The 24,984-nt window shown below is 58.3% G+C and carries 24 protein-coding genes; 14 read left to right on the top strand and 10 right to left on the bottom strand.

Features of this window, described 5'->3' with window-relative positions:
• Nucleotides 1–41: 41 nt before the first annotated feature.
• Nucleotides 42–404, bottom strand: a complete 363-nt coding sequence (gene rsfS, locus AC2FLG_RS18340) for a ribosome silencing factor (RefSeq protein WP_142638376.1) — start codon at nt 402–404, stop codon at nt 42–44.
• A 162-nt stretch (nt 405–566) separates the two neighbouring features.
• Nucleotides 567–1,919, bottom strand: a complete 1,353-nt coding sequence (locus tag AC2FLG_RS18335; RefSeq protein WP_142638378.1) for a mechanosensitive ion channel family protein — start codon at nt 1,917–1,919, stop codon at nt 567–569.
• Between the two features lie 102 nt (nt 1,920–2,021).
• Between AC2FLG_RS18335 and AC2FLG_RS18330 the strand changes: the two genes are divergently transcribed.
• The 6 genes from AC2FLG_RS18330 (at nt 2,022) to AC2FLG_RS18305 (ending at nt 7,034) form a co-directional block, all read left to right on the top strand.
• The gene (locus AC2FLG_RS18330) at nt 2,022–2,120 is read left to right on the top strand and encodes an isopropylmalate isomerase (RefSeq protein WP_246097255.1); all 99 of its coding nucleotides are present in this window, start codon (nt 2,022–2,024) and stop codon (nt 2,118–2,120) included.
• Between the two features lie 52 nt (nt 2,121–2,172).
• Nucleotides 2,173–3,576: a 3-isopropylmalate dehydratase large subunit gene (gene leuC / locus AC2FLG_RS18325; protein WP_496689877.1), complete on the top strand. Its 1,404-nt coding sequence runs from the start codon at nt 2,173–2,175 to the stop codon at nt 3,574–3,576.
• A gap of 37 nt (nt 3,577–3,613) precedes the next feature.
• Nucleotides 3,614–4,168: an HdeD family acid-resistance protein gene (locus AC2FLG_RS18320; protein ID WP_142638384.1), complete on the top strand. Its 555-nt coding sequence runs from the start codon at nt 3,614–3,616 to the stop codon at nt 4,166–4,168.
• A gap of 42 nt (nt 4,169–4,210) precedes the next feature.
• A complete protein-coding gene (gene leuD / locus AC2FLG_RS18315; RefSeq protein ID WP_142638386.1) occupies nt 4,211–4,816 on the top strand; it encodes a 3-isopropylmalate dehydratase small subunit in 606 nt (201 codons plus the stop codon).
• A 362-nt stretch (nt 4,817–5,178) separates the two neighbouring features.
• On the top strand, nt 5,179–6,009 hold the full coding sequence (locus tag AC2FLG_RS18310) for a hypothetical protein (protein WP_496707541.1): 831 nt from the start codon (nt 5,179–5,181) through the stop codon (nt 6,007–6,009).
• Nucleotides 6,006–7,034: an endonuclease/exonuclease/phosphatase family protein gene (locus tag AC2FLG_RS18305; protein WP_496707438.1), complete on the top strand. Its 1,029-nt coding sequence runs from the start codon at nt 6,006–6,008 to the stop codon at nt 7,032–7,034. Before AC2FLG_RS18310 ends, AC2FLG_RS18305 begins: the two co-directional genes overlap by 4 nt.
• Nucleotides 7,035–7,040: 6 nt before the next feature.
• Here the strand turns inward: AC2FLG_RS18305 and AC2FLG_RS18300 are convergent, their stop codons facing one another.
• A complete protein-coding gene (locus AC2FLG_RS18300) occupies nt 7,041–7,940 on the bottom strand; it encodes a sugar nucleotide-binding protein (RefSeq protein WP_496707437.1) in 900 nt (299 codons plus the stop codon).
• An 86-nt stretch (nt 7,941–8,026) separates the two neighbouring features.
• Here AC2FLG_RS18300 and AC2FLG_RS18295 point away from each other — a divergent pair, with 86 nt between their 5' ends.
• The 4 genes from AC2FLG_RS18295 (at nt 8,027) to AC2FLG_RS18280 (ending at nt 11,442) form a co-directional block, all read left to right on the top strand.
• Complete coding sequence (locus AC2FLG_RS18295; RefSeq protein ID WP_142638394.1) at nt 8,027–8,920, top strand: LysR family transcriptional regulator; 894 nt, start codon at nt 8,027–8,029, stop codon at nt 8,918–8,920.
• Between the two features lie 141 nt (nt 8,921–9,061).
• Nucleotides 9,062–10,165, top strand: a complete 1,104-nt coding sequence (gene leuB, locus AC2FLG_RS18290; protein WP_496707435.1) for a 3-isopropylmalate dehydrogenase — start codon at nt 9,062–9,064, stop codon at nt 10,163–10,165.
• A 246-nt stretch (nt 10,166–10,411) separates the two neighbouring features.
• A complete protein-coding gene (locus tag AC2FLG_RS18285) occupies nt 10,412–10,825 on the top strand; it encodes a MarR family winged helix-turn-helix transcriptional regulator (RefSeq protein WP_496691971.1) in 414 nt (137 codons plus the stop codon).
• Nucleotides 10,822–11,442: a cysteine hydrolase family protein gene (locus AC2FLG_RS18280; protein ID WP_496691970.1), complete on the top strand. Its 621-nt coding sequence runs from the start codon at nt 10,822–10,824 to the stop codon at nt 11,440–11,442. Before AC2FLG_RS18285 ends, AC2FLG_RS18280 begins: the two co-directional genes overlap by 4 nt.
• 178 nt (nt 11,443–11,620) lie before the next feature.
• Here AC2FLG_RS18280 and AC2FLG_RS18275 read toward each other — a convergent pair whose 3' ends face one another.
• On the bottom strand, nt 11,621–13,804 hold the full coding sequence (locus AC2FLG_RS18275; RefSeq protein ID WP_496707433.1) for a transglycosylase domain-containing protein: 2,184 nt from the start codon (nt 13,802–13,804) through the stop codon (nt 11,621–11,623).
• Between the two features lie 258 nt (nt 13,805–14,062).
• Between AC2FLG_RS18275 and AC2FLG_RS18270 the strand changes: the two genes are divergently transcribed.
• Together AC2FLG_RS18270 and AC2FLG_RS18265 are read left to right on the top strand one after the other, a co-directional pair.
• A complete protein-coding gene (locus AC2FLG_RS18270; RefSeq protein ID WP_142638403.1) occupies nt 14,063–14,401 on the top strand; it encodes a P-II family nitrogen regulator in 339 nt (112 codons plus the stop codon).
• A 33-nt stretch (nt 14,402–14,434) separates the two neighbouring features.
• Nucleotides 14,435–15,757, top strand: coding sequence for an ammonium transporter (locus AC2FLG_RS18265; protein ID WP_281973849.1), 1,323 nt, complete (start codon nt 14,435–14,437; stop codon nt 15,755–15,757).
• 63 nt (nt 15,758–15,820) lie between these two features.
• On the opposite strand, the gene AC2FLG_RS18260 is transcribed toward AC2FLG_RS18265, so the two are convergent.
• The 4 genes from AC2FLG_RS18260 to AC2FLG_RS18245 form a co-directional block, all read right to left on the bottom strand.
• Entirely contained in the window at nt 15,821–17,005 is a 1,185-nt protein-coding gene (locus tag AC2FLG_RS18260; protein WP_496707431.1) for an amino acid aminotransferase, read from the bottom strand.
• Nucleotides 17,005–17,859 (bottom strand): 3-mercaptopyruvate sulfurtransferase, encoded by an 855-nt coding sequence (gene sseA / locus AC2FLG_RS18255; RefSeq protein WP_496707430.1) that lies wholly within the window; start codon nt 17,857–17,859, stop codon nt 17,005–17,007. The genes AC2FLG_RS18260 and sseA overlap by 1 nt, the downstream gene beginning before the upstream one ends.
• Nucleotides 17,860–17,939: 80 nt before the next feature.
• Nucleotides 17,940–18,209, bottom strand: a complete 270-nt coding sequence (locus AC2FLG_RS18250; protein ID WP_142638410.1) for a CBU_0592 family membrane protein — start codon at nt 18,207–18,209, stop codon at nt 17,940–17,942.
• A 2-nt stretch (nt 18,210–18,211) separates the two neighbouring features.
• On the bottom strand, nt 18,212–18,769 hold the full coding sequence (locus tag AC2FLG_RS18245; RefSeq protein ID WP_142638464.1) for a helix-turn-helix domain-containing protein: 558 nt from the start codon (nt 18,767–18,769) through the stop codon (nt 18,212–18,214).
• Between the two features lie 107 nt (nt 18,770–18,876).
• On the opposite strand from AC2FLG_RS18245, the gene ilvD reads away from it, so the two are divergent.
• Nucleotides 18,877–20,709: a dihydroxy-acid dehydratase gene (gene ilvD, locus AC2FLG_RS18240; RefSeq protein ID WP_271950937.1), complete on the top strand. Its 1,833-nt coding sequence runs from the start codon at nt 18,877–18,879 to the stop codon at nt 20,707–20,709.
• Between the two features lie 185 nt (nt 20,710–20,894).
• Here ilvD and AC2FLG_RS18235 read toward each other — a convergent pair whose 3' ends face one another.
• On the bottom strand, nt 20,895–21,713 hold the full coding sequence (locus tag AC2FLG_RS18235; protein ID WP_142638414.1) for a sulfotransferase family protein: 819 nt from the start codon (nt 21,711–21,713) through the stop codon (nt 20,895–20,897).
• Nucleotides 21,714–21,855: 142 nt separating this feature from the next.
• Here AC2FLG_RS18235 and AC2FLG_RS18230 point away from each other — a divergent pair, with 142 nt between their 5' ends.
• Complete coding sequence (locus tag AC2FLG_RS18230) at nt 21,856–23,433, top strand: DUF5928 domain-containing protein (protein ID WP_281973851.1); 1,578 nt, start codon at nt 21,856–21,858, stop codon at nt 23,431–23,433.
• Between the two features lie 38 nt (nt 23,434–23,471).
• Here AC2FLG_RS18230 and amaB read toward each other — a convergent pair whose 3' ends face one another.
• A complete protein-coding gene (gene amaB, locus AC2FLG_RS18225; protein WP_496703792.1) occupies nt 23,472–24,968 on the bottom strand; it encodes an L-piperidine-6-carboxylate dehydrogenase in 1,497 nt (498 codons plus the stop codon).
• Between the last annotated feature and the right edge of the window lie 16 nt (nt 24,969–24,984).

Below are 24,984 nucleotides of genomic sequence, written 5' to 3'. Positions count from 1 at the left end.
TCTCTCGCCGCCGACCCGTTAATGCAGGCCGGGATAGCGCCTCAGTTCGCCGAGGCGCTGCCGCCCGCAGGCTGCCACATCTTTTCCAGCTGATAGAATTCACGCACTTCGGGGCGGAAGATATGAACGACCACGTCGCCCGTATCGATCAGCACCCAGTCGCCGGCATCCTTGCCTTCGACCTTCGAGGTGAAACCGAATTCCTGCTTGATGCGATCCGTCAGCTTTTCCGCCATGGCCGAGACCTGACGGGTCGACCGACCCGAGGCAATAACCATGTGATCCGCGACGGACGACTTGCCCTGCAGGTTGATCTGCACGACGTCTTCGGCCTTGTCATCGGAAAGTGAGGAAAGGATACGTTCAAGCAGCTTGTCGCTGATTGACTGAGAGTGGGCCATCATGTTGGCCCCATCTTCGGCGGGCAAACCCGCCTGAGTGTGTAGAGACAGGACATAGTCCTCCTTTGCTGCGCGCCATGATATCCCGGCGCCGGGGTACTAATAAGGTAGCAAGGAGATTGCAACATTTCAATGAACACGGGGTCAAAGGGCCGCAACGTTTGCTTAGTCGGTGGCAAGCTGTTGCGCATCGGTGTCGTCGTTCAGCACGCGCACCTCTCGCTGCGGGAAGGGGATCGAGATGCCTTCGGCCTGGAATGCGTCCCACAGCGCCAGATAGACATTGCCCCGTATATTGGTCAGCCCTTTGGTCGGATCGCTGATCCAGAACCGCAGCACATAGTCCACGCTGCTGTCGCCGAAGCCGGTGATATGGCAAACCGCGTCATGTCCGCTGCCACTGAGCACACGCTCGACAGATTTAACCGCATGGATTGCCGTTGCCCGCACATTATGGGGGTCATCCGTGTAACTTGTGCCAAATGTCAGATCCAGCCGCACGAACCGGTCCGAATGCGACCAGTTCACCACCTGATTGGTGATCAAATCCTCGTTCGGGATCAGGTATTCGCGCCCATCCCGTGTGACCACCGAGACATAGCGCGCGCCCAGCGCGTTGATCCAGCCGAACGTGTCGCCCAGCGAAATCACATCGCCCGGTTTGATCGACCGATCCATCAGGATGATGATGCCCGAGATCAGATTCGACACCACTTTCTGCAAACCAAAGCCGATGCCGACGCCAATGGCCCCCGACAACAGCGCAATACCCGTCAAGTCAAAGCCCAGCGTCCGAATGGCGGCCATGAAGACGGCGCCATAGATGACGACCTGTAATCCCTTGGCCAACAAGACCTGCATTGACGGCGAGATATCGTCATTGCGTTTGAGGCCACGTTCAGCAGCACCGGTGCCAAGACGGGCCAGCGTCAACAACACGCCAATCAGCAAAAGCGCCTTGAGGATACCCAACGCCGAGAGGTGCAGATCCCCGATCGAGATCGCCACCCCATCCAGAAACCCGGCGACGTCATCGGTCAAGTTCAGCGCAATCAGCGTCGCATAGGCCCACATTGCCCATTTGAAAATTCGCCGCAGCGTCCGGTTTCGGACCAGACGGGCCACTAGCGCAATCGCCAGCCAAGCGGTAGCCAAAGTTGCTACCACCCCGATGATATAGCTGCGCGATGGCCAGGTGATCTGCTGCATCACCAGATACAGCATCCAGGACAGCGTGACGAAATAGACAAGCGTCAGACGTTGCATCAGCTGGATCAGCGTGCGCAACCGCCATTTGGGCCAACCAGAGCGGGCACGGGCCCAGGCCTCCCATCGGCCCTGCGTAACCAGCTTCAACACATAGGCCAGCGCCCAGAGACCCAGGATGATGACCAGCTGATGTTGACGCCAGCCCGGTGTAATGACCAGATCGACCAGTCTATCGAATTGCAGGGAAAAGGCCTCGATCATGGTCTGATACAGATCAGACAGCGAACTGGGTATCAGGTCTGGGTTCATGCACGTCTCCTGCTTGCCAGCTTGGACAGCGTTGACGCATGATGCAAGCCCGCCGCAGGATTGCGCCTTGATTGACGGACTGACGCGATATATCTGATGCGCATGAGACTCAATCTGACCCCAGCACCTACGTTGCAAGACCACACGCGACTGCGTGAACGGTTCTTTGGGGCCGCCCGCACGGTTCTGGCCCGCCTATAAACGGCGTCCAGCCACTCGCCAGCTAAATCTCAATACATACGGGAGAGGACCGATGTCCCCCAAAACACTCTATGACAAGATCTGGGATGCCCATGTCGCGCACGAAGCCGATGATGGCACCTGCCTGCTGTATATCGACCGCCATCTGGTCCACGAAGTGACCAGCCCGCAGGCATTCGAAGGCCTGCGCATGGCGGGTCGCAAGGTGCGCGCGCCGGAAAAGACCATCGCGGTACCGGATCACAACGTGCCCACCACGCCGGATCGCGTGAACGGCATTGAAAACCCCGAGTCGCGCATTCAGGTCGAGGCACTGGACAAGAACGCCAAGGATTTCGGCATTCACTATTACCCGGTGAATGACGTTCGCCAGGGCATCGTGCACATCGTTGGCCCCGAACAGGGCTGGACCCTGCCCGGCATGACCGTTGTCTGCGGCGACAGCCACACAGCGACTCATGGAGCGTTTGGTGCGCTGGCCCATGGCATCGGCACGTCCGAGGTCGAGCATGTTCTGGCCACGCAAACCCTGATCCAGAAGAAATCCAAGAACATGAAGGTGGAAATCACCGGCACACTGCAGCCGGGCGTGACCGCCAAGGATATCACTCTGGCCGTGATCGGCGAGACCGGCACTGCTGGTGGCACCGGCTATGTCATCGAATATTGCGGCGAAGCGATCCGCAATCTGTCGATGGAAGGCCGCATGACCGTCTGCAACATGGCCATCGAGGGCGGCGCCCGAGCCGGCCTGATCGCCCCGGATGAGACCACGTTCGAATATGTCAAAGGCCGCCCACACGCCCCGAAAGGGGCCCAGTGGGAAGCAGCGATGGACTGGTGGAAAACGCTGTTCACTGACGAAGACGCGCATTTCGACAAGGTCATCACCCTGCGCGGCGAAGACATCGCACCGGTCGTCACCTGGGGCACCAGCCCCGAGGATGTGCTGCCGATCACTGCATCCGTGCCTCACCCCGAGGATTTCGAAGGTGGCAAAGTCGATGCGGCCCGCCGGTCGATCGAATATATGGGTCTGGAAGCCGGTCAGAAGCTCAGCGACGTTGAAATCGACACCGTCTTTATCGGGTCCTGCACCAACGGCCGCATCGAGGACCTGCGCGCCGCTGCCGAGATTCTGAAGGGCAAAAAGATCAAGGACGGGATGCGGGCGATGGTTGTGCCCGGTTCAGGCCTTGTCCGCGCGCAGGCCGAGGAAGAAGGTCTGGCCGAGATCTTCAAAGAGGCCGGGTTCGAATGGCGTCTGGCGGGATGTTCCATGTGCCTTGCGATGAACCCCGACCAGTTGCAACCGGGCGAGCGCTGCGCCGCGACCTCGAACCGCAACTTCGAAGGCCGTCAGGGCCGCGGCGGACGCACCCACCTGCTAAGCCCCGCAATGGCTGCCGCAGCGGCAATCACAGGACGGCTGACAGACGTCCGCGAGTTGATGTAAGCTGCCCTCATAACTGGATATTTGAGGGATTTAAGACATGAGTGACTGGATCAAATGGCTCCTGATGGGGCTTCTGTCCATAGTGTTCGGCCTTTTTGTGCTGGGCGCGCCTGCAGTGGCGTCGATTGCCGTAACGGTGGTGACAGGCGTACTGCTGCTGATTTCAGGGGCATTGCAGGTGGTCGGCGGGTTCACCGTCGAGGGCACCGGCAACAAGATCCTGTCGCTTATTATGGGTGCGGTGATGCTGTTTCTGGGCTGGTCCTTCCTGGATCACCCGCTGCAGGGCACCGTGACGCTGGCGACGGTCTGCCTGATCCTGTTCATGGCAGGCGGTATTGCGCGGGTCATTTTGTCGTTCCAGATGAAAGGTACGCAGTATTTCTGGGCGACACTGATCTCGGGCGTGATGTCGATTGTTCTGGCGATGCTCATCTGGCGGTTCGCAGCAACCGATCCTGTCGTGCTGTTGCAACTGCTCGGAATCCTGCTGGGGATCGAGATGGTGTTCAACGGTCTGGGTCTGGTCTTCATGGCGCTGTTCATCAAAGACGCACCCAAAGACGAAACAACTGAAGCGAAACAAGCTTAAACGCGGGGCATGGGCGCGGCCCTCCCCCGCAGGAGTGTAGACATGGAAAAGTTTGACAAAGTCCACGGGGTGGCCGCCCCGATGCCATTGATCAATATCGACACCGATATGATCATTCCGAAAGTGCACCTGAAAACGATCAAACGATCCGGCCTTGGCGTCGTACTGTTTGACGAGATGCGCTATCATGATCACGGCGGTGAGAATGAAGAGTTCATTCTGAACAAACCCGCTTATCGGCAAACCGAGATTCTGGTGGCCGGCGACAATTTCGGCTGCGGCTCATCGCGCGAACACGCGCCCTGGGCGATCAAGGATTTCGGCATCAAGGTTGTGATCTCGACCAGCTTTGCCGACATCTTCTTCAACAACTGCTTCAAGAACGGCATTCTGCCCATCGTGGTCGAGGAAGAACATCATGCGGTTCTGATGGAAGACGCGCATAGAGGCGAAAACGCCCGCATGACCGTGCATCTGGAAGATCAGCAGATCACCACGTCCGATGGTGTCGTGATCGAATTCGAGGTGGATTCTCATCGTAAGCACTGCCTGCTGAACGGTCTGGACGATATTGGCCTGACGATGGAAAAAGACCATCACATCGAGAAATTCGAGGATCATGCGGGCCAGGCACGCCCCTGGGTGTGATTCTGGGAACGAATCTGTTGATACTCAACTTTATGGGGACGCCACGGCGTCCCCATTCGCCTTCTTGGGGTTCTGAACGGCGAAACCACTACATATAGGTCTCGACTTGAAACACACGTCGGATTTGCGTCAAAAATGATGCAATCCCGCACCAGTTGCGCCATCATTTTGCCCAAAATTGAGTGTTTTCTGCCACCTGGCTTGAGCGAAATGTCGCTTATCGCCAATGTCGGCGGGTACAGGCACCCACCATGGCAAAACATTGGTGAGAGATGACATCTGCTGCAACGGTAACGTGGCAGGCACAAGTTGGAATGAAGTCGGCAAAGAATCGGCTAATCCAGTTTGAAAGGGTTCGGATAGTGATTGCGCGCACAACAGGGGCGGCAATTCGGGGAATATTGGTTGCACTTTTAGTGCTGACACCCGCGTTGTACTTGCCCGTATCATCAACGAATGGGACCGAGATTGTCGTCTTTCTCGCCATTCTCGCGTTTTTCCTGACCTTCGCCGAATATAATTCGGCCTTCCCAAGCTTTATTGAATTTCGCGACGCACCACCAGTGAACCGCCTGCGCTTTGTTGGGCTGGTTTCGATGGTCGCTTTCCTGACGCTGATCTGCAAAAACGCCTATTCGCCGACAGAATTGACCTCAGGTTTTTATGTGATCGGGTTGGGCGTCGCCAATGTGGTCGATTTCCCCTATTCACCCGTGCGTCTGATCGTGTTGATGCTGCCTGTCAACGCAAGCGCGCCGCTGATCGAACTTGTTCGTATCGCTGCCAGTGTGGCCTATGTCGCAGCTATGGTCACAATCGCCAGTTTCTACTACGCGGTGAAAATACGTGGTTGGCCCACCGGAAACGGAGCCTTCAACGTCTGGACCAATCTGCCGCTGTTCGATCCGACCAAGGGTGGCGATGTCGTGACCCGTCTGCAGCGTGATGGACGGTTGAACATCTCGATCGGCGTCCTGCTGCCGTTTGTAATCCCGGCTCTGATCAAGATCCTGACCGATTATGTGAGCCCGATCTCGCTGAACAGCCCCCAGACGCTGATCTGGACGTTGAGCGCTTGGGCCTTTCTGCCTGCTAGCATGATCATGCGGGGAATGGCGACACTGCGCATTGCAAACCTGATTGTCGAAAAACGCCGCGCCTATTCTACGACTGAATCAACACAGACCGCATGATTCGTGTTTTTCTGCTGCTTTTGCTGCCATTCGCGGCACAGGCAGACACGATACGCATAGCTACTTTCAACACCGAACTCAGCCGTAAAGGACCGGGCATTCTGCTGCGCGATATCCGGCGCGGGGATGCGCAGGTTCGTGCTGTGATGCGGGTGTTGTTGGAAACCCAACCCGATATCGTTGCCTTGCAGGGCATCGACTGGGATCTCAATGGCGAAACGCTGACCGCATTCGGTGAGGCGCTGCGCGACGAGGGGCTGGACTATCCCTATCGCTTTACCGCCAAGCCTAATTCAGGAATAGAAACCAGTCTGGATCTGGACGGGGACGGGCAGGCCAATGGACCAAGAGATTCCCAAGGCTATGGCGAGTTCACCGGTCAGGGCGGGCTGGCCATTCTGTCCCGGTTTCCCATAAGCCATGACGACATGCAGGATTTCTCGGGAGTACTGTGGCGCGACCTGCCGGGGGCTGATCTGCCGACGGTCGATGGCACACCATTTCCCTCTGAAGCCGCCCAGCGCATTCAGCGACTGTCCTCGGTGGCACATTGGATCGTACCAATCGAGTCCCCGATCGGCCACCTGAACCTGATGACATTTCACGCGACCCCGCCCGTTTTCGACGGACCCGAGGACCGGAACGGGTTGCGCAATCGTGACGAAATTCGCTTGTGGAACGCTGTGCTGGACGGTGCTCTGGGCCCTGCCCCACTCGGGCCTTTCGTGATTGCTGGGGATGCAAATCTGGACCCCACGCGCGGGGAAGGCCGGAAAGAGGCTATCCAGGGCTTGCTGGCAGACCCGCGGTTGCAGGATGCAAGGCCTGCCACCCCCTCGGGGGCATTGGCCACGGTTGAGTGGAAAGCCGTCGGAGAGATGCGGGTTGATTACGTTCTGCCCTCGGCAGATCTACGCGTTGTGGATGCAGGCATCTTTTGGCCCGACACGGGCGCAGACTTGCGCGCAATCGCCGAACAGGCCAGCCGGCACCGGCTTGTCTGGGTGGACCTGGGACATCGCTAACGCTGGTCAGGCCCGGGCAGTTCTGACCAAGGTCGCGTTTTGCTTGGCTGTTTTCGGGATCCCAGAAGCCATCGCCGCGTCCAAGTCGGTCGTCTGAAATCCAGGGATAAGGTCGTCAAAGAATGCGCCGTCCAAACTATGCGGCAGATCCCATAGATAGCGCATCTCAACCAGATGTGGCGCCAACTTCCAGAAAGGCCGCAGTGCCTGAATCGGCCACCATTTCATGGGGCTGACAGCTATTTCGGCACCGGTCACCCGCGACAAGGATTGCGCAATATCCCGGCCGGTCAGGTTAAACCCGGCATAAGGAACCTCGCAGAAACGGGGAAGGTCCTGGCGGATATCAGCCAACGCAACGGCCGCTCGGGTCAGGTCGGGCAGATAGGCCCAGGCGTGTGGGATATCAGGGCGACCGGGATAAACCATCTTGCCGCGTGCCAAAGGCTTGATCATGACCTGATCGAACCAGTTCCCCGAGGCGCAAGTGTCAATGAAATCACCTGCCCTGAGAAGAATCGTTCTTACCGAGGATTTTCGATAGGCTTCTTCCATCTCAACCCGGATCCTGCCCAGGGGATTATGCGCCGCATGCGGTGTTGCACCCGACCATGGCCCCGGCGTTTGCGCGCCAAAAACATAGACATTGCCGGGAAGGATCACAGTTGCACCGTGATCCGCTGCCGCATTGATCACGTCACGATGCAGTTCGGGGACTTGTCGCGCCCAGTCCGGATAGGCCGGATTCCAGGCATTGACGACAACATCCACCCCTTCGACAGATCGCTTCAGGTCCTGCGTCTTGCGATCAAAGCAGTGTACGGTCCAGCCCGCCTCGCGAAAAGCTATTGCGGCATTGCGTCCAAACCGACCCGTCGCACCCAGAATAAGGACTGTTCCCGTCATATAAGCCTCCTCTTGTTCATCTAATATGAGCCATTCAGTTCAATTCAGGAATTGCCGCCAAACGCAGAACGTGTATTCATTTTTGAATGGACAAATCTATCACCCACTCTGACTGGTCTCTGATTCAAAGCTTTCTGGCCGTAGCGGAAACCGGATCTTTGTCTGCCGCTGCCCGGCAGTTGAACCGCAGCCAGCCCACCCTGGGTCGCCAGATCCACGCACTTGAGGATGAGCTTGGCGTCTCGCTGTTTGACAGGCATGCGCGGGGCTTGAAGCTAAGTGAAGTCGGAGCGCAGCTTTTCCCGATGGCGCAACAGATGCACGTAGCCATGAACGCGTTCAGCCTGACGGCCGCAGGCCAGTCTCAGGAATTGGAAGGGTCGGTGCGCATCACCGCGTCGGTCTTTGCCTCTCATCACCTGCTGCCGCCGATTCTGGCCCAAATACGGGCAGCAGAACCCGCGATACAACTGGAACTGGTCGCCACCGATGCCACCGAGAACCTGCTCTACCGCGAGGCCGATATCGCAGTGCGGATGTTTCGGCCGGAACAGATGGACATCATCACGAAACATCTGGGGGAAATCAGACTGTGCTTTTGCGCAAGCCGGTCCTATCTGGATCGTGCCGGCCGCCCCAATTCCCCCGACGATCTGTTGAGCCATGACCTTGTCGGGTTTGATGCGAACGAGCAGATCATTATCGGCATGCGCGAAATGGGCTGGCCGGTGAACCGGGACAGCTTTGCCACACGCTGCGACTTTCAGACTGCCTATTGGGAACTGGTCCGCGCGGGCTGCGGTATCGGTTTTAGCGCCGTGAGAGTTGCCGAGGCCGACCCAGAGGTAGAGGTTTTGGACATAAACGTCGAAATCCCTGCGCTGCCGGTTTGGCTTGCCGCACCGCAGGCGATGCGGCAAACGACACGAATCCGACGAGTCTGGGATATGTTGGCCGAAGGGATAAAGGCCGATCTCTGACTGATTCACACTATCCGTGGCGTAGCAAGGGCACGGAAACCCGATTTCCCGTGCAGAACCTGCGTTTAGGCCGGTTCGTCTCATTGACCCGATGCGGCGCAGGCGCTAGGGCCTTTGCTGTCAAACGCAAGGAGATCCTTCATGTCCAACCCCTCGCTCCTCATCCTGCCCGGAGACGGAATTGGCCCCGAAGTCATGGCCGAAGTGCGCCGTATCATCGACTGGTTCGGTGCCAAGCGCGGCCTGGAATTCGACGTGAGCGAGGATCTGGTCGGCGGTGCCGCCTATGACGCCCATGGCAAACCGCTGTCGGACGAAACCATGGCCAAGGCGCAGGAGGCGGACGCAGTTCTGCTGGGTGCTGTTGGTGGACCCAAATACGACGATCTGGATTTTAGCCTCAAGCCCGAGCGCGGCTTGCTACGGCTGCGCAAAGAGATGGACCTGTATTCGAACCTGCGCCCGGCACAATGCTTTGACGCGCTGGCGGATTTCTCGTCGCTGAAGAAAGACATCGTTGCCGGTCTGGATATCATGATCGTGCGCGAGCTGACCTCGGGCGTCTATTTCGGTGAGCCGCGCGGCATCTTCGAGGAAGGCAATGAACGCGTCGGCATCAACACCCAGCGCTATACCGAATCCGAGATCGAACGCGCCGCACGCTCGGCTTTTGAGCTGGCGATGCGCCGGAACAAGAAACTGTGCTCGATGGAAAAGGCCAATGTCATGGAATCCGGCATTCTATGGCGCGAAGTCGTAAACCGGGTCGCTCAGGACTATCCCGAGGTCGAGCTGAGCCACATGTATGCCGACAATGGCGCGATGCAGCTGGTGCGTGCGCCCAAGCAGTTTGATGTGATCGTCACTGACAACCTGTTTGGTGACATCCTGTCGGACTGTGCCGCGATGCTGACCGGTTCACTGGGCATGCTGCCGTCCGCCTCCTTGGGCTCACCAATGGCCAATGGCCGCCCCAAGGCGATGTACGAGCCGGTCCACGGTTCCGCCCCCGATATCGCCGGTCAGGGCAAAGCCAACCCGATCGCCTGTATCCTGAGCTTTGCCATGGCCCTGCGCTACAGCTTCGATCAGCGGGCCGAGGCTGACCGACTGGAAGCTGCGATCGAAAAAGTCCTGGCTGATGGCGTCCGCACCGGCGACCTGCTGGCGGATGAAGGCGTCACGCCGGTTACCACCACGGAAATGGGCGACGCGATTCTGGCGGCGCTGGACGACAGCCTCTGATCAGAGGTCACACCCGAAAATAGAGGCGGCGCCAGATGCGCCGCCCATCTATAGCCGACGGCGTAGATCACAGGCACGTAGTCTGCACGGGCTCTTGCCACGGACGACGTTAGTCTGCTTTGAGCCCAGACTTACCGGATGCTGCACGATGTACTAATGTCAGCTTTTTAGAGATGACATTGCACTTGTCAAAATGACATGTATAATGTCGTTATGAAGGCAGAACAACTTCACCAACTGATTTGGATGTCACGCCCCTTGATGCAGGCCGCAGAAGCCTGCGTTGAAACGGGCTTGGTCGGAACCAACCTAACAGTCCGGATGCGCGCCGTTCTGGAGATGCTGGACAAATACGGAGAGCAGACCGTCCCAGAGATTGCGGCAAGACTCGAAATCAAACGGCAATACGTTCAGATCATGTGCAATGAGACGCTGGCCTCAGGTCTGGTCGAGCACCGCCCAAATCCTCGCCACAAGCGGTCTCCTGTCCTGACGTTGACCGATCACGGTCGCACCCTCATTGAAGAGATCATTTCGAACGAAATGAAGCTTATGGAGAGGGTTGGTGCGAACCTACGCAGTGAGAGCATTTCCACGGCGCTTGAGGTCGTGCTCACAGTGACGGACAGACTAAAAACCCAAGCGGGAGAGAGCGAATGACTTTCGGTGTTATCTTGGCCACCGCGGTCTTGCTCCTAATTCTCTGGCTCGCCAACGGTATAAGACGCATTGGCGCGGTCAGTGTAGGAGAAACGATATCGGACCGGAATGGATCAGCACTACTGCTGATTGATCTACAGTCGGTATTCTGGGAGCGCGGTCCGTACTCGAACGCCGCAAAAGAAGCCGCCGCAGGTGTCATTCTTTCGGAAGTAGAAGCTGCGAAAGCGCAAGGCCATCCCGTCATCGCCGTGCGTCAGGAATGGTCGATCCCTTCAACCAAGGCAGTGGCAAAACTCTTGATGAAAGGGCAGGCGATAGAGGGCAGCGACGGGACCGAAATTGCCGAGGTTTTTACATCTCTACCCGACCATGTGCTTGTTAAGCGCGTGCAGGACGCATTCGAAATGGGCGAACTGGATGCTCTTTTAGAGAGTTACGACGTCGGCAGGCTGCGCCTTGTTGGTTTGGACTTGAATTACTGTGTGCAAAAGACGGCGCTGGCGGCCAGAAAACGAGGCTATGACGTCACCGTCGTGAAAGAGGGGGCGCTCGCAGCCGCACCGACGGAAAGCGCTGAAAAGAAGATGTCGTCAGCAGGTGTGGCCATTTGCTGAGCGGACATTGATCTTTCAAGCGCAAACGGCAGCTTCGTCCCGCATATCAGAAATTGCCATGTTGGTAGCGGCAGAGCAGTTCAGAGATGGAATTCACGTTGATACGGATGCAAATCGCGCATTCTGCACCATGTGCTGTCATTGGCTGACCCTGCGCGCCGACTTTTCCTTGCCTACATCAGTTGCCAAAGATGTTGTTCAGTAGGTTGTTGATCGCATTTTCGAACCCATTGCCCTGATTGCGGCGCTGACGTCTGGGTTGCGCTTGCCGGACGGGCGGATCGGGGGCCAGCATTGGCAGCGGAGAGGGTGTCATCCCCTCGGTCACGCGCACCATCGTCTCTTTCCAAATCTCCGCAGGTAACCCGCCGCCGGTCACGCCGGACAGGGGGGTGTTGTCGTCATAACCCATCCAGACTCCGGTCACATAATCAGCCGTGAACCCGATGAACCAGGCATCCCGCGCCGCCTGCGTGGTGCCGGTCTTACCTGCCACTTGCCAGCCGGGCAGTTTCGCGCGCGCGCCCGTGCCTTCTGACACGACACGTTCCATCATCCAGGTCAGTTGCTTGGCTGCCTTATCGTTGATCACCCGCTCACCGATGCCGGTGCTCGTCGCCATCAGAGGAGCGTCGTCTCCCAGCAGCTTCAGCTCGGTCAACCCATAGGGCTCAACTGCAGAACCGCCGTTCAGGATACCGGCATAGGCCCCGGTCATCTCAATCAGCGTGCTTTCCGATGCGCCCAGCGCCAGCGCGGGTCCCTCGGCCAGATTGCTTTCAATGCCGAACTCACTGGCGACGGTACGGACATTTTCCAGACCGGCAACCTCGGCCACTTTCACCGCCGGGATGTTCAACGAGTTCTTGAGGGCATCAGCAAGCGTGACGCGGCCATAGTGCTTGTTGGTATAGTTCTTGGGGCACCATTGCCCCGACCCGGCGATATTGATGCAATAGGGCTCGTCGACCACCGTATCCAGCGGCGAATAGCCCAGCTCCAGCGCTGTGGCATAGACGAAGGGTTTGAAGGATGACCCTGTTTGCCTCAGCGCCTGTGTGGCCCGGTTGAATGCGCCCGATACGCGGGTCTTGCGCCCGCCGACCATCGCCCGCACGGCCCCATCTGCGGACATCACCACGATGGCAGCTTGCGCCTTGGACCCTTCGCGCACCTTCTCCTCAAAGATGTATTTCAACGCCTCTTCTGCGGATTTCTGCAGGCGCTGGTCCAGCGTGGTTCGGATCACCACATCATCGGTGGTGTCCGAGCCGAAAAAGCTGGGCAATTCCGTGATGACCCAATCGGCAAAATACCCACCGGCGCGTGCAGCCGCAGCCTCGGACAGTTGCGCCGGGTTGCTGCGCGCGCCACTGGCCTGGGCCGAGGACAGATAGCCCTGCGCCTCCATCAGCCCGATCACCAACTGCGCCCGATCCTGCGAGCGTTGCAGGTTGTTTGTCGGCGCATAGCGCGTCGGCGCCACCAGCAGACCGGCCAGCATCGCCGCCTGCGAGGGGCTGACCTCGGCTGCAGAGATTCCGAAATAGCGCTGGCTTGCGGCCTCAAATCCGCGTGCGCCAGATCCCAGGAAGGCGCGGTTCAGATAGATGGTCAGGATTTCATCCTTGGAGTATTTGACCTCCATCGCCATCGCATAGACAGCCTCTTTGCCCTTGCGCCACAGGGATCCCTGACGACAATCGGATTCATAGGCGGCCTCGGATTCCCATTCGCTGGGCACGTAAGGCACACCCAGACACAACAGCTTGGCCGTCTGCTGGGTGATCGTTGACCCGCCATGGCCAGACAAAGGCCCGCGCCCTTCGCGCAGGTTGATACGCACAGCGCTAGCGACACCCCGAGGACTGACGCCGAAATGGCGGTAGAATCGCTTGTCCTCGGTGGCGACCACTGCATTCTTCAGATACGGAGAAACCGTGTCCGCGGTGATTACCCCGCCGAACTGATCCCCACGCCAGGCAAAGACTTTGCCATCCCGATCCAACAACGTGACCGACCCGCGCGCGCGCCCGTCTAGCAAAGCATCGACATCAGGCAAAGAGGTATAGACAACCCCGACAGCCAGCGCCAGCAACAGGGCAGCCACAGCGCCCACGCGCCAGCTTACCCCCCAGATCAGGCGCCAGACCCAGCGAAACAACCGGCGAAAAAAGCCACCACCACCGCCGGATTTCCGGCGTGTCTTTCTCCGTGTGCTTTTGCGGGTTGTCATTTTGCGCGCCGCAGCCTTTTTGCCTGCGGGTTTCGCAGTGCCTTTGGTCGCCGTGGGTTTTCGCCCCTTCGACGCGTATCTTTTGTCCGCCACAAGCGGTGCCTTGCGGCGCCTGGACTCAGTCATGCTCAAACTCTGCCCGGTTATCGTTTTGAGGCACCATACCCTGCTATACCGATGAAGTAGAGGTCTGAATTTCCGGAATGCACCCTCTCTAACGCGCCTATATTTTAATCGATATGCAGAATCTGTGCAAAAATTGTGCACTCACTCACCAATTCCTCCCGAATTTGACCACTGAACCGTTCCTTACACAGCTTCGGCACGCTCTTTTTCTGCAGGTGCAAACACGCCGGACAGACCGGGGAAGCAGAGGGGAACAGCGTGAAACTGATTATTGCAACAATCAAACCGTTCAAGCTCGAGGAGGTGCGCGAGGCACTGACCGACGCGGGCATACGCGGCATGATGGTAACCGAGATCAAGGGCTTCGGCTCGCAATCGGGGCACACGGAAATCTATCGCGGTGCCGAATACGCGGTGAACTTTGTACCCAAGATCAAGCTTGAGATCGTGGTGCCCGCCACGATGGCCGACCAGATCGTAGAAACCATCACCAAATCCGCCAAGACCGGCAAGATCGGCGACGGCAAGATTTTCGTCCTCGACGTTGAGCAGGCCCTGCGCGTGCGGACCGGGGAAACGAACGAAGAGGCGCTTTAAGCGCCCCCACTCAACACTATTCGAGGACTGACAATGAACCTGATGAAATCTCTCATCCCTGCCGCCGCGATAGTCGCGCTGCCGCAGATTGGCCTAGCACAGGAGGCCGCCACCGGCGAAGCCGCGCTGCACACACAATACATCTTCACCACGCTGCTGTTTCTGATGGCAGGGTTCCTGGTGTTCTTCATGGCCGCCGGCTTTGCCATGCTCGAAGGCGGGCTGGTGCGGTCGAAAAACGTGGCCATGCAGATGATCAAGAACGTGGCGCTGTTTTCGTTTGCCGCGATCATGTACTGGCTGATCGGCTTCAACCTGATGTACCCCGGCGACGGCTGGACCATCGCGGGGTGGGTTGGACCGTTCTTCAAAACCACGGTCCTGGATCCGGTGGGCGTGGGTGCTGACGCCGCGGCATTGGATTATGCTTCGGTTGGTTCGGACTTCTTCTTCCAGCTGGTGTTTGTGGCTGCAACCGCGTCGATCGTATCGGGTGCTGTAGCTGAACGTATCAAACTGTGGCCCTTCCTGGTTTTCGTGATTGTTCTGACCGGCGTCATGTACCCGATCTCGGGCTCGTGGCAGTGGGGCGGCGGCTGGTTGTCCGAGGCTGGTTTCTCGGATTTTGCCGGCTCGACCATCGTGCATTCGGTTGGCGGCTGGGCGGCTCTGGCAGGTGCCCTGATCCTAGGTCCGCGGATTGGCAAGTACAAAGACGGCAAGGTTCATCCGATGCCCGGTTCGAACCTGGCGCTGGCCACTTTGGGGACATTCATCCTGTGGCTGGGGTGGTTCGGCTTCAACGGCGGCTCGCAGCTGGCGATGGGAACCGTGGGTGACGTATCCGACGTGTCGCGGATCTTTGCTAACACCAACATGGCCGCAGCGGCAGGCGCAGTGGCAGCCCTGATCCTGACACAGCTGCTGTACAAAAAGCCTGATCTGACCATGGTGCTGAACGGAGCGCTGGCCGGCCTGGTGTCGATCACTGCGGAACCGCTGGCCCCGACGCTGTTCGGCGCGCTTTGGATCGGTGCCGTAGGCGGTATCATCGTGGTCTTTGCGGTTCCAATGCTGGACAAGTTCAAGATCGACGACGTTGTCGGTGCCATCCCGGTTCACCTGTTCGCCGGGATCTGGGGCACCATCGCCGTGATCTTTTACGGCGAAGCCAGCCTGGGTACGCAGCTTTTGGGTATCCTCGCCTACGGTCTGTTCACCTTTGTCGGCGCTTTGATCCTGTGGTCGATCCTGAAGGCCACCGTCGGCATTCGAGTCAGCGAAGAGGATGAGATCAACGGCCTGGACATGGCGGAACTGGGCATGGAAGCGTACCCGGAGTTCTCCAAGGGCTGATATCCAACCCAATCCAACAAAAAACCCGGGCGGTGTCGCCCGGGTTTCTTTTTTTCCGCAGATTTAAACTCCGACGTCGATAATCGCTTTGGCCAGAATCGGAATCGTGTTGGCATTCAGCCCGGCAATGTTCAGACGGCTGTCGCCGACCATGTAGATGCCGTGGTCAGCGCGCAGTTGTTCCACCAGTTCCGGTGCCGCGCCCAAGCGCGAGAACATGCCGCGATGCTGGGCGACAAAGCCGAACCGGTCGGAGCCGCTGTGGCGTTGCAGCTCATCGGCCAGTTGCTGGCGCAGCCCCAGCATGGACAAGCGGATCTCTTCCAGCTCGGCCTCCCAGTCGGCCCGCAGGACGGGGTCGGTCAGGATCGTGGTGACCACGCGCGCGCCGTGGTCGGGCGGGAATGAATAGTTCTGGCGGTTCAGAAAGGCCAGCGTGCTCTGGTTCAACGCGGTCTGTCCCGCATCTGCGCTGATTGCCATCAATAGGCCCGTGCGTTCACGGTAGACGCCGAAATTCTTGGAACACGACGCCGCGATCAGGCATTCCTTGACCGAAGACGCAACAAGGCGGGTCGCCTGCGCATCCTCTTCCAGACCGTCGCCAAAACCCTGATAGGCAATGTCGATCATCGCCACGAGGCCAAGCTCGTTGATGATGGTCACCACTTCCTGCCACTGCACCAGGTTCAGGTTGGCCCCGGTCGGGTTGTGGCAACAGCCGTGCAACAACACCACATCGCCCGACTTGGCGGTTTTCAGATCGGCAATCATGCCGTCGAAATCGACGCCACGAGTCTCGCCATCGAAATAGCGGTATGGAACCGCTTCCATCCCCAGGTAATTCAGGATCGACAGATGGTTTGGCCAGGTCGGGTTCGAGACGAACACGCGGGCCGAGGGGTTGGCCATGCGGATCATCTCAAATGCCTGACGGCAAGCACCGGTTCCGCCGGGCGTAGCCACAGCGGCAATGTTGCCACGCGGCACCGATGTGCGCAGGATCAGGTCAATCATCGCATCCGCATAGGCCGGATCACCAGCCAGACCGGTATAGGCCTTGCTTTCCTGCTCTTCCAGAATGCGCTTTTCGGCGGCCTTGACCGCGCGCATCACTGGCGTGATGCCTTCGGCATTCTTGTAGACGCCAACACCCAGGTCGATCTTCTGATCGCGCGGGTCTTCGCGGTACATCTGCATTAGCGCTAGAATCTTGTCGGCAGGTTGCGGTTTGAGATGTTCAAACATCAGGTCTCTCCGGTTGCGACGGGCAGGGTCGGGAAGGCACCCCATTCAGCCCAGGAGCCGTCATAAAGCGAGTGGTCTTTCTTGCCCATGCGCTCGAGCGCAAGGCTGAGAATCGCGGCAGTCACACCCGACCCGCATGAGGTAATCGCCGGTTTCGACAGGTCGACGCCAGCGGCCTCGAAAATGGCGCGGCATTCCTCGGGCGATTTCATCGTGTGATTCTTGTTCAGCAAGGTGCCGAAGGGGACGTTTCGTGATCCGGGAATACGACCAGACCGCAGCCCTTCGCGCGGCTCGGGATCGGTACCCGCGAAGCGGCCGACTGCGCGTGCGTCGATGATCTCGTGATCCCCCAGCTTGGCTGCGGCAGATACCTGCGTGACATCACGCACCAGATGGTTCTGAACCCGCACGGTCATGTGGCGGTCGCGGATAACAGGCGGCAGGTCTTCAACCTCTCGCCCCTCGGCAAGCCATTTCGGCAAGCCACCGTCCAGCACAGCAATGTTGTCCTGCCCCATCAGGCGGAACATCCACCAGACCCGCGCAGCCGAGGACAGCCCCGAGCCGTCATAGACCACCACCTGATGGCCATCCCCCACGCCCATCGCCCGCAGGCGCGACATGAATTTCTCGACCGGAGGCACCATATGCGGCAGGTCCGACCGATGATCGGCAATATCATCAATGTCAAAGAATCGCGCGCCGGGGATATGGGTCGCTTCATATTCCGCTTTGGCGTCGCGTCCGTGTTGCGGCAGATACCATGATCCGTCCAGGACCCGCAGGTCCGGATCCTTGAGATGGGCCGCAAGCCATTCGGTTGAAACGAGGGTTTTGGGATCGTCCTGCATCAATGCCTCCCCTATGCGCGCTTGGTTTGTCCCTATACGCGCGCGCATGTCTGTTCAAGGCTGGATGGCGGCCTGTACCGCTAACGGGCCCGCCTGAGGCGGAAAAACTGAGCGATCCCGATCAGACTGATCAAAATCCAGAAGGATTCGATTAGCATCGAGGCCAAATTGAAGTTCTCAAACAGCGAATAGACGATCAGAATCGACCCCAATAGGTTTACCACCGGAAAGGCCAGGTCGTCGGAATTCATCATTCGCATCTGCGTGGCGAAATACGCAGCGACCACGATCATCGCCCCGATTGAGCCAATTCCATCCGCGATGGTCAAAGTGTCAAGAAACGCAGTCATGATCAGCCCTTGCCGTTTTCAGGAAACTCGCTGTGTTGCCCATAATGGTGCATGTTCAAAAACGCAGCCCCCTGCGCGCCCGCACGATAGCCATGCGGCAGATCGGCGGCAAAACGCAGCCCCTGTCCAGCGTTTAGCGGCACCCAGGCCTCGCCACGCAGAATTTCAAGCGTACCGGAAAGGACAAAAACCTCTTCGGTCACGCCCGCCGCATGCGCGGGCGACTCGTGGCATTGGTTTGGGGTCAGGCTGACGTGAAAGGTTTCGGCCCCTAGCGCGGAATCAAACGGAAAGACGATCTTGACCTCGATGCTGCCCGGAAAAGTCACGGTCTGAAAAACAGAGGGGTCCCCATTCGCGGTTTCAATCAGCGCGCTCAGCGGCAGTTGGAACCCCTTGGCGATCTTCCACAAAGTGGCGATGGTTGGGCTGGATTCGCCACGCTCGATCTGCCCCAGCATGGCTTTGCTGACGCCTGTCATCTCGGCGACTTTGGACAGGCTCAGCCCGGATGCCGCCCGCATGTCCCGTAATTTCAGCGTGATCTCGTCCGGTGCCATGATGCCGTCTTTCGAATCCTCTTGTGCGTTATAGCGCACATGTGGTACGTGCGCTATAACGCACAAACCCCAAGACATGCAACCCGAGGCAAAAGGGAAACAGCATCATGCCATTGTACCGATCCAGAACCTCAACCCATGGCCGCAACATGGCCGGTGCCCGCGGCCTGTGGCGCGCGACTGGCATGGGCGACGACGATTTCGGCAAGCCGATCATCGCCATCGTCAACTCGTTCACCCAGTTCGTACCGGGCCACGTGCACCTGAAGGATCTGGGCCAGATGGTCGCCCGCGAGGTCGAGGCGGCGGGTGGTGTTGCCAAGGAATTCAACACCATCGCGGTGGATGACGGTATCGCCATGGGACATGACGGGATGCTGTATTCGCTGCCCTCGCGTGAGGTGATCGCGGATTCGGTTGAATATATGGTCAACGCCCATTGCGCCGATGCGATGGTGTGTATCTCGAACTGCGACAAGATCACGCCCGGCATGCTGATGGCCGCGATGCGCCTGAACATCCCCGCCATTTTCGTCTCGGGTGGGCCAATGGAGGCGGGCAAGATCGACATCGCTGATCTGGACGCCAAAAAGATCGACCTCGTGGACGCTATGGTGGCCGCCGCTGACGACAAGTTCACCGATGAGCAGGTTCAGCATATCGAGGAAAACGCTTGCCCGACTTGCGGGTCGTGCTCGGGCATGTTCACCGCCAACTCGATGAACTGTCTGGCCGAGGCGCTGGGTCTGGCGCTGCCGGGCAACGGCTCGACTCTGGCCACACATGCGGACCGCAAAGAGCTGTTCCTTGAAGCCGGTCGTCGGATCGTCGAGATCACCAAACGGCACTATGATCTGGACGAGAAAGGCTTCCTCCCGCGCGAAATCGCCACGTTCGAGGCGTTCGAAAACGCAATGAGCCTGGATATCGCCATGGGCGGATCGACCAACACGGTGCTGCATCTGCTGGCCATCGCGCATGAGGGCGAGGTGGATTTCACCATGACCGACATGGACCGTCTCAGCCGTCAGGTGCCCTGCCTGTGTAAGGTCGCACCCAATACCGAGAATGTGCATATGGAAGACGTCCACCGCGCCGGCGGCATCTTTTCGATCCTGGGTGAGCTCAGCCGCGCAGGCCTGCTGCACGAGGATTGCAGCACGGTCCATTCCGGCACGATGGGTGAGGCGATTGCCAATTGGGACATCAAGGTGGCCAACAACCCCAAGGCGCAAGACTTGTTCAAGGCCGCGCCGGGCGGTGTGCGCACCACGCAGGCCTTCAGCCAGTCAAACCGGTACAAAGAGCTGGACACCGACCGCGAAGGCGGCGTGATCCGGTCGAAAGAACATGCGTTCAGCCAGGATGGCGGTCTGGCGGTTCTGTTCGGCAATATTGCCCGCGACGGCTGTATCGTGAAAACAGCCGGTGTCGATCCGGCCAGCCTGACCTTCACCGGGTCGGCCTATGTCTGCGAAAGCCAGGATCAGGCGGTGAACGACATTCTGACCAGCAAGGTCAAAGAGGGCGACGTGGTGGTCATCCGCTATGAAGGCCCGCGCGGCGGTCCGGGGATGCAGGAAATGCTGTACCCGACGTCTTACCTGAAATCCAAAGGTCTGGGAAAAGCCTGTGCTTTGCTGACGGACGGACGGTTCTCAGGCGGCACATCCGGCCTGTCGATCGGCCACGTCTCCCCTGAGGCTGCTGAGGGTGGCGAGATCGGACTGGTGCGCCAGGGTGACCGGATTGAGATCGACATCCCCAACCGCTCGATCCATCTGGCAGTCTCAGATGAAGTGCTTGCCGAACGACGCCAGGAGCAGGATGCAAAAGGCTGGATACCGGCAGCGCCCCGCAAGCGCAAAGTCTCAACCGCGCTCAAAGCCTATGCCAAACTGACAACCAGCGCGGCAAAAGGGGCCGTGCGGGAGGTCTAAGACATAAGGGCCGGACACCAAATCAAGTGATCCGGCCCAATCAATTCCCAAAGCGCTCCCGCGCCTTCTGGCGCTATCGGCTTCGGTCTTGGGCCTGGGGCGGCGCATAGCGCGGCGCCAGACCCAACCAGAGGAGATGTTTTGCAAGATACATTGACGATGGGCGGGAGAAGGTGATTTCCAGCTCAATCCCCAAGCTTGGCGTGGACTTCATCCAGATCAATCTCGGCGATCGGCATCTTGTTGGCCGGATCTTCAAAATCGTATTTGAACAGATCGAAATCCTGTTTGTAGATCTCGTAGACAAGATGCATCGACAGGTCGTCGAAATAGTCCTCGACAGGATGCTTTCGTTTAGGTCCGTGGCCTTCGGATTCGTTGAACCGCGGGATTTCGGACAGGGCCACCTTGTGTGGCGTGTCCAGGTTGCTCAGAACACCTTGCATCCCATCGTTGAACTTCTCGGTCCAGAAGATGCGATCATATCGTCCGCCATTTGCAATAAAGGTCGACACATGGCCAGACATGGCGGACCAGTGGATATCCGGATCCATGGGCCGGCGCCACCTGATCGTGTCACGAGCAAATAACAGGAATCTGCGGAAACTGGCGACCTGGTCGAAATCACCCTGACCGTCCTCTCCGCCAACCTCGATGCCGTAATTGTAGATCAGCGTCGGCACCAGATTGCCGCGATACCGTTTGCCGTTGCGCTGAATTCCACAGATCTTATCAAAAAACGAACTGAGAATTCGCGTGTACGGGTTCCGCACGCAGGTGAAAGAAAAGGAGTTATGATTTCGGACATTTGTCGAAATCGGCTCCTGGCTGGGACCGAACGCCCATTTATGCATCCCGTCCTTGGCATCGTGGATATCGCCGTCAAAAAACCGGCCATGATCCGAAAAATACATGATTTGCCCGATGGTTGAGCATGCACATTTCGGGACAACACGGTAAACCATGCTCTCGCTCTCGGTCATCCATGTACCGGGAAAACCCATTTTCTGCGCCTCCTCAACAGGTCGTAACTCACTATTCGCGCCTGCTTTTGTATCTACAGAACCAAAAATAATCTGTTTATTCAATCGCTCATCCTCAGTATCACAGAGGGAACCGGGCAGAAACGGATAACAAAGAACTGAAATGGCAAAAATTGCCTACATTTTGTTGTGCCACAAGGACCCTGACGCAATCATTGCGCAGGCCGAGCAGCTAACCGCCGCTGGCGATTGCATGGCCATACATTTTGACGCCCGCGCAAGTCGCGAGGCCTATGCACGCATTCAGGGCGCTCTTCAGGCCAATTCGAATGTCACTTTTGCAACCAAACGCATCAAATGCGGTTGGGGCGAGTGGTCTTTGGTACAGGCCACATTGAACGCAGTGCAAGCCGCCCTCGAGGCCTTTCCCCGCGCGACGCATTTCTACATGCTGTCAGGGGATTGCATGGCGATCAAAACAGCGGAATACGCGCATCAGTTCCTGAACGACAACGACAGGGATTTTGTCGAAAGCCACGACTTTTTTGCCAGTAACTGGATCAAGACCGGCATGAAAGAAGACCGGCTGATCTATCGCCATTTCTTCAATGAACGCACCCAGAGCAGACGATTCTATACATCCTATGACGTACAGAAAAAACTTGGTCTGACCCGCGAGGTTCCGGCTGACATCCAGGTCATGATCGGCAGTCAGTGGTGGTGTCTGCGCCGTCATACTGTTGAAATGATCTTTGAATTCCTGGCCCAGCGCCCGGACGTAATCCGCTTTTTCTCGACCACCTGGATACCGGATGAGACTTTCTTTCAAACGCTTGTCCGCCACCTTGTTCCCCGTGAAGAGATCGACAATCGAACGCTCACATTCCTGATGTTCTCGGACTACGGAATGCCCGTGACATTCTATAACGACCATTACGACATGCTGTTAGGGCAGGATTTTTTGTTCGCCCGCAAAATCAGCCCCGAGGCACATGAGCTGAAGGACCGGTTGGGCCAGCTCTATTCTGCGGATGGGGTGGATTTTCACATCTCGGATGAAGGCCGCAATCTCCATAGTTTCTTAACCGCAAGAGGGCGCGTCGGACGCCGCCACAAGCAAAGGTTCTGGGAGGCCGGAAATACGCTGGGACCGGACCGCGATGTTTTCCTGATCGTATGCAAGAAATGGCATGTGGCCAAGCGTCTGGTCGATCAGATTAAATCCGAAACCGATATCCCTTGTGTCGAGTATCTGTTCAACGAACAGGATACGGCTCTGCCCGATCTGGGTGGCATCGAAACGACCTTGCTCAAACGGTCCCGCCACCGGCGTGCTCTTGTGCGGATGCTGTTTGACAGTTTCGAAACCGACCGGCTGGTTCTATGCATCGATCCCTCAGATATCGAAATCATTCAGGACTTCTGTGCAGATCAGGTCAAAACCCATGTGCTTGAAGTCGAGTGTGAATATTCCGACGATTACCTGATCGGCCACGCCCGCCGTGTGGGGTTGGCCGGTCAGGACAGCCCGACCGAAACCGTGGCACGGCTTGTCCCAACTTTGCACAACGCGATGGAATACGAATCCGAGTTGATCCGGGGCACCGCGCAGGATCGACATGCACGCCTGCGGGAAACCAGCGACCGGACAGAAAACGAAGACGCCATTGTCCGGTTTCTGAATGTTTCACAGGAACAGGCGCAGGCCATCATGCGATTGGATTATTTGTTTGCAGATTGATGAGCCGGCGGCACCATCAGGTACCGCCGACAGCACGATCAGATGTCGAACTTGACGCCTTGCGCCAGCGGCAGCTCGGCTGAGTAGTTCACGGTGTTGGTCTGACGGCGCATATAGGCCTTCCACGCATCCGAGCCGCTTTCACGCCCGCCACCGGTTTCCTTCTCGCCACCAAATGCGCCACCGATCTCGGCCCCCGATGGCCCGATATTGACATTGGCAATGCCACAATCCGATCCCGCTGCGGTCAGGAATTGCTCGGCCTCGCGCATGTTCAGAGTGAATACGCAAGACGACAGACCTTGCGGTACGTCATTTTGCAATTCGATGGCTTCGTCGAACGCGTCGTACCCCATGACATAGAGGATCGGCGCAAAGGTTTCGGTCTTTACGGTTGCTGTCTGGCCAGGCATCTCGACAATCGCGGGCTGCATATAGACACCGGCGGGGACGTTTTCGGTCACGCGGTCGCCACCAAAGACTGCGCCGCCTTCGGCCTTTGCAGCGTCCAGCGCAGCGGTCATGGCCGCGCCCGAGGCTTCGTCCACCAGCGGACCGATCAAAGTGCCTTCGATCAGCGGATTGCCGATGGGCAGACCGGCATAGGCTTTTTTCAACCGGCTCACCAGCTCCTCGCGGATCGAGTTGTGAACGATCAGACGGCGCAGCGTGGTGCAGCGTTGACCGGCTGTGCCGACAGCAGAAAAGACAATCGCACGCACGGCCATTTCCAGATCGGCCGAAGGGCCCACGATCATGGCGTTATTGCCACCAAGCTCGAGAATGCATTTCCCGAACCGCTGCGCCACGATGGGGGCTACGGCACGGCCCATCCGAGTGGACCCGGTCGCCGAAATGACCGGCACGTCCTCGCTGGCCACCAGCGCCTCGCCCAGCGCGGCACCTCCGATCAGGGTCTGCAGCAGGTGGTCGGGCGCATCACCAAATCGGGCCAGTGCACGTTCAAAGATCTTCTGGCAGGCCATCGCGGTCAAAGGTGTCTTTTCAGACGGCTTCCAGATCACCGGATCACCGCAGACCAGCGCCAGCGCGGCATTCCACGACCAGACCGCCACCGGGAAGTTGAAGGCCGAGATCACGCCCACCGGTCCTGCCGGGTGCCACGTTTCCATCATCCGGTGGCCCGGGCGCTCAGATGCGATGGTCAAACCATAAAGCTGGCGCGACAGGCCGACGGCGAAATCGCAGATGTCGATCATCTCCTGCACTTCACCCAGACCTTCCGAGGTGATCTTACCAGCTTCCCAGCTGACCAGCGCACCCAGATCGTCCTTGGCGGCGCGCAATTCCTCGCCCAGCAGGCGGATCAGTTCGCCCCGGCGTGGGGCCGGAACCGTGCGCCACGCCTTGAATGCCGTCTTGGCATTGGCAAACACCGTGCCCATCCCTGACGCAGGCGTTTCATGTACCTCGGCCAGAATGCCGCCATCAATGGGCGAGCGTACAGCCAGCGTGCCGCCCATCAGCTCAGCGGCTGTCAGGTCCAGATTTGCAAGGGTTGTTTGGGCTGTCATAGCGATGTCTTTCATA

The organism is Ruegeria sp. CDSA193, from assembly GCF_059611885.1.
Note: the sequence above shows the minus strand (reverse complement) of the source record. Positions and strands in the feature narration are given on the sequence as shown.

Coding starts and splice junctions, on each gene's coding strand:
- rsfS (WP_142638376.1), bottom strand. CDS start 404: ATGATGGCCCACTCTCAGTCAATCAGCGACAAGCTGCTTGAACGTATC.
- AC2FLG_RS18335 (WP_142638378.1), bottom strand. CDS start 1,919: ATGAACCCAGACCTGATACCCAGTTCGCTGTCTGATCTGTATCAGACC.
- AC2FLG_RS18330 (WP_246097255.1), top strand. CDS start 2,022: ATGAGACTCAATCTGACCCCAGCACCTACGTTGCAAGACCACACGCGA.
- leuC (WP_496689877.1), top strand. CDS start 2,173: ATGTCCCCCAAAACACTCTATGACAAGATCTGGGATGCCCATGTCGCG.
- AC2FLG_RS18320 (WP_142638384.1), top strand. CDS start 3,614: ATGAGTGACTGGATCAAATGGCTCCTGATGGGGCTTCTGTCCATAGTG.
- leuD (WP_142638386.1), top strand. CDS start 4,211: ATGGAAAAGTTTGACAAAGTCCACGGGGTGGCCGCCCCGATGCCATTG.
- AC2FLG_RS18305 (WP_496707438.1), top strand. CDS start 6,006: ATGATTCGTGTTTTTCTGCTGCTTTTGCTGCCATTCGCGGCACAGGCA.
- AC2FLG_RS18300 (WP_496707437.1), bottom strand. CDS start 7,940: ATGACGGGAACAGTCCTTATTCTGGGTGCGACGGGTCGGTTTGGACGC.
- AC2FLG_RS18295 (WP_142638394.1), top strand. CDS start 8,027: ATGGACAAATCTATCACCCACTCTGACTGGTCTCTGATTCAAAGCTTT.
- leuB (WP_496707435.1), top strand. CDS start 9,062: ATGTCCAACCCCTCGCTCCTCATCCTGCCCGGAGACGGAATTGGCCCC.
- AC2FLG_RS18285 (WP_496691971.1), top strand. CDS start 10,412: ATGTCACGCCCCTTGATGCAGGCCGCAGAAGCCTGCGTTGAAACGGGC.
- AC2FLG_RS18280 (WP_496691970.1), top strand. CDS start 10,822: ATGACTTTCGGTGTTATCTTGGCCACCGCGGTCTTGCTCCTAATTCTC.
- AC2FLG_RS18275 (WP_496707433.1), bottom strand. CDS start 13,804: ATGACTGAGTCCAGGCGCCGCAAGGCACCGCTTGTGGCGGACAAAAGA.
- AC2FLG_RS18265 (WP_281973849.1), top strand. CDS start 14,435: ATGAACCTGATGAAATCTCTCATCCCTGCCGCCGCGATAGTCGCGCTG.
- AC2FLG_RS18260 (WP_496707431.1), bottom strand. CDS start 17,005: ATGTTTGAACATCTCAAACCGCAACCTGCCGACAAGATTCTAGCGCTA.
- sseA (WP_496707430.1), bottom strand. CDS start 17,859: ATGCAGGACGATCCCAAAACCCTCGTTTCAACCGAATGGCTTGCGGCC.
- AC2FLG_RS18250 (WP_142638410.1), bottom strand. CDS start 18,209: ATGACTGCGTTTCTTGACACTTTGACCATCGCGGATGGAATTGGCTCA.
- AC2FLG_RS18245 (WP_142638464.1), bottom strand. CDS start 18,769: ATGGCACCGGACGAGATCACGCTGAAATTACGGGACATGCGGGCGGCA.
- ilvD (WP_271950937.1), top strand. CDS start 18,877: ATGCCATTGTACCGATCCAGAACCTCAACCCATGGCCGCAACATGGCC.
- AC2FLG_RS18235 (WP_142638414.1), bottom strand. CDS start 21,713: ATGGGTTTTCCCGGTACATGGATGACCGAGAGCGAGAGCATGGTTTAC.
- AC2FLG_RS18230 (WP_281973851.1), top strand. CDS start 21,856: ATGGCAAAAATTGCCTACATTTTGTTGTGCCACAAGGACCCTGACGCA.
- amaB (WP_496703792.1), bottom strand. CDS start 24,968: ATGACAGCCCAAACAACCCTTGCAAATCTGGACCTGACAGCCGCTGAG.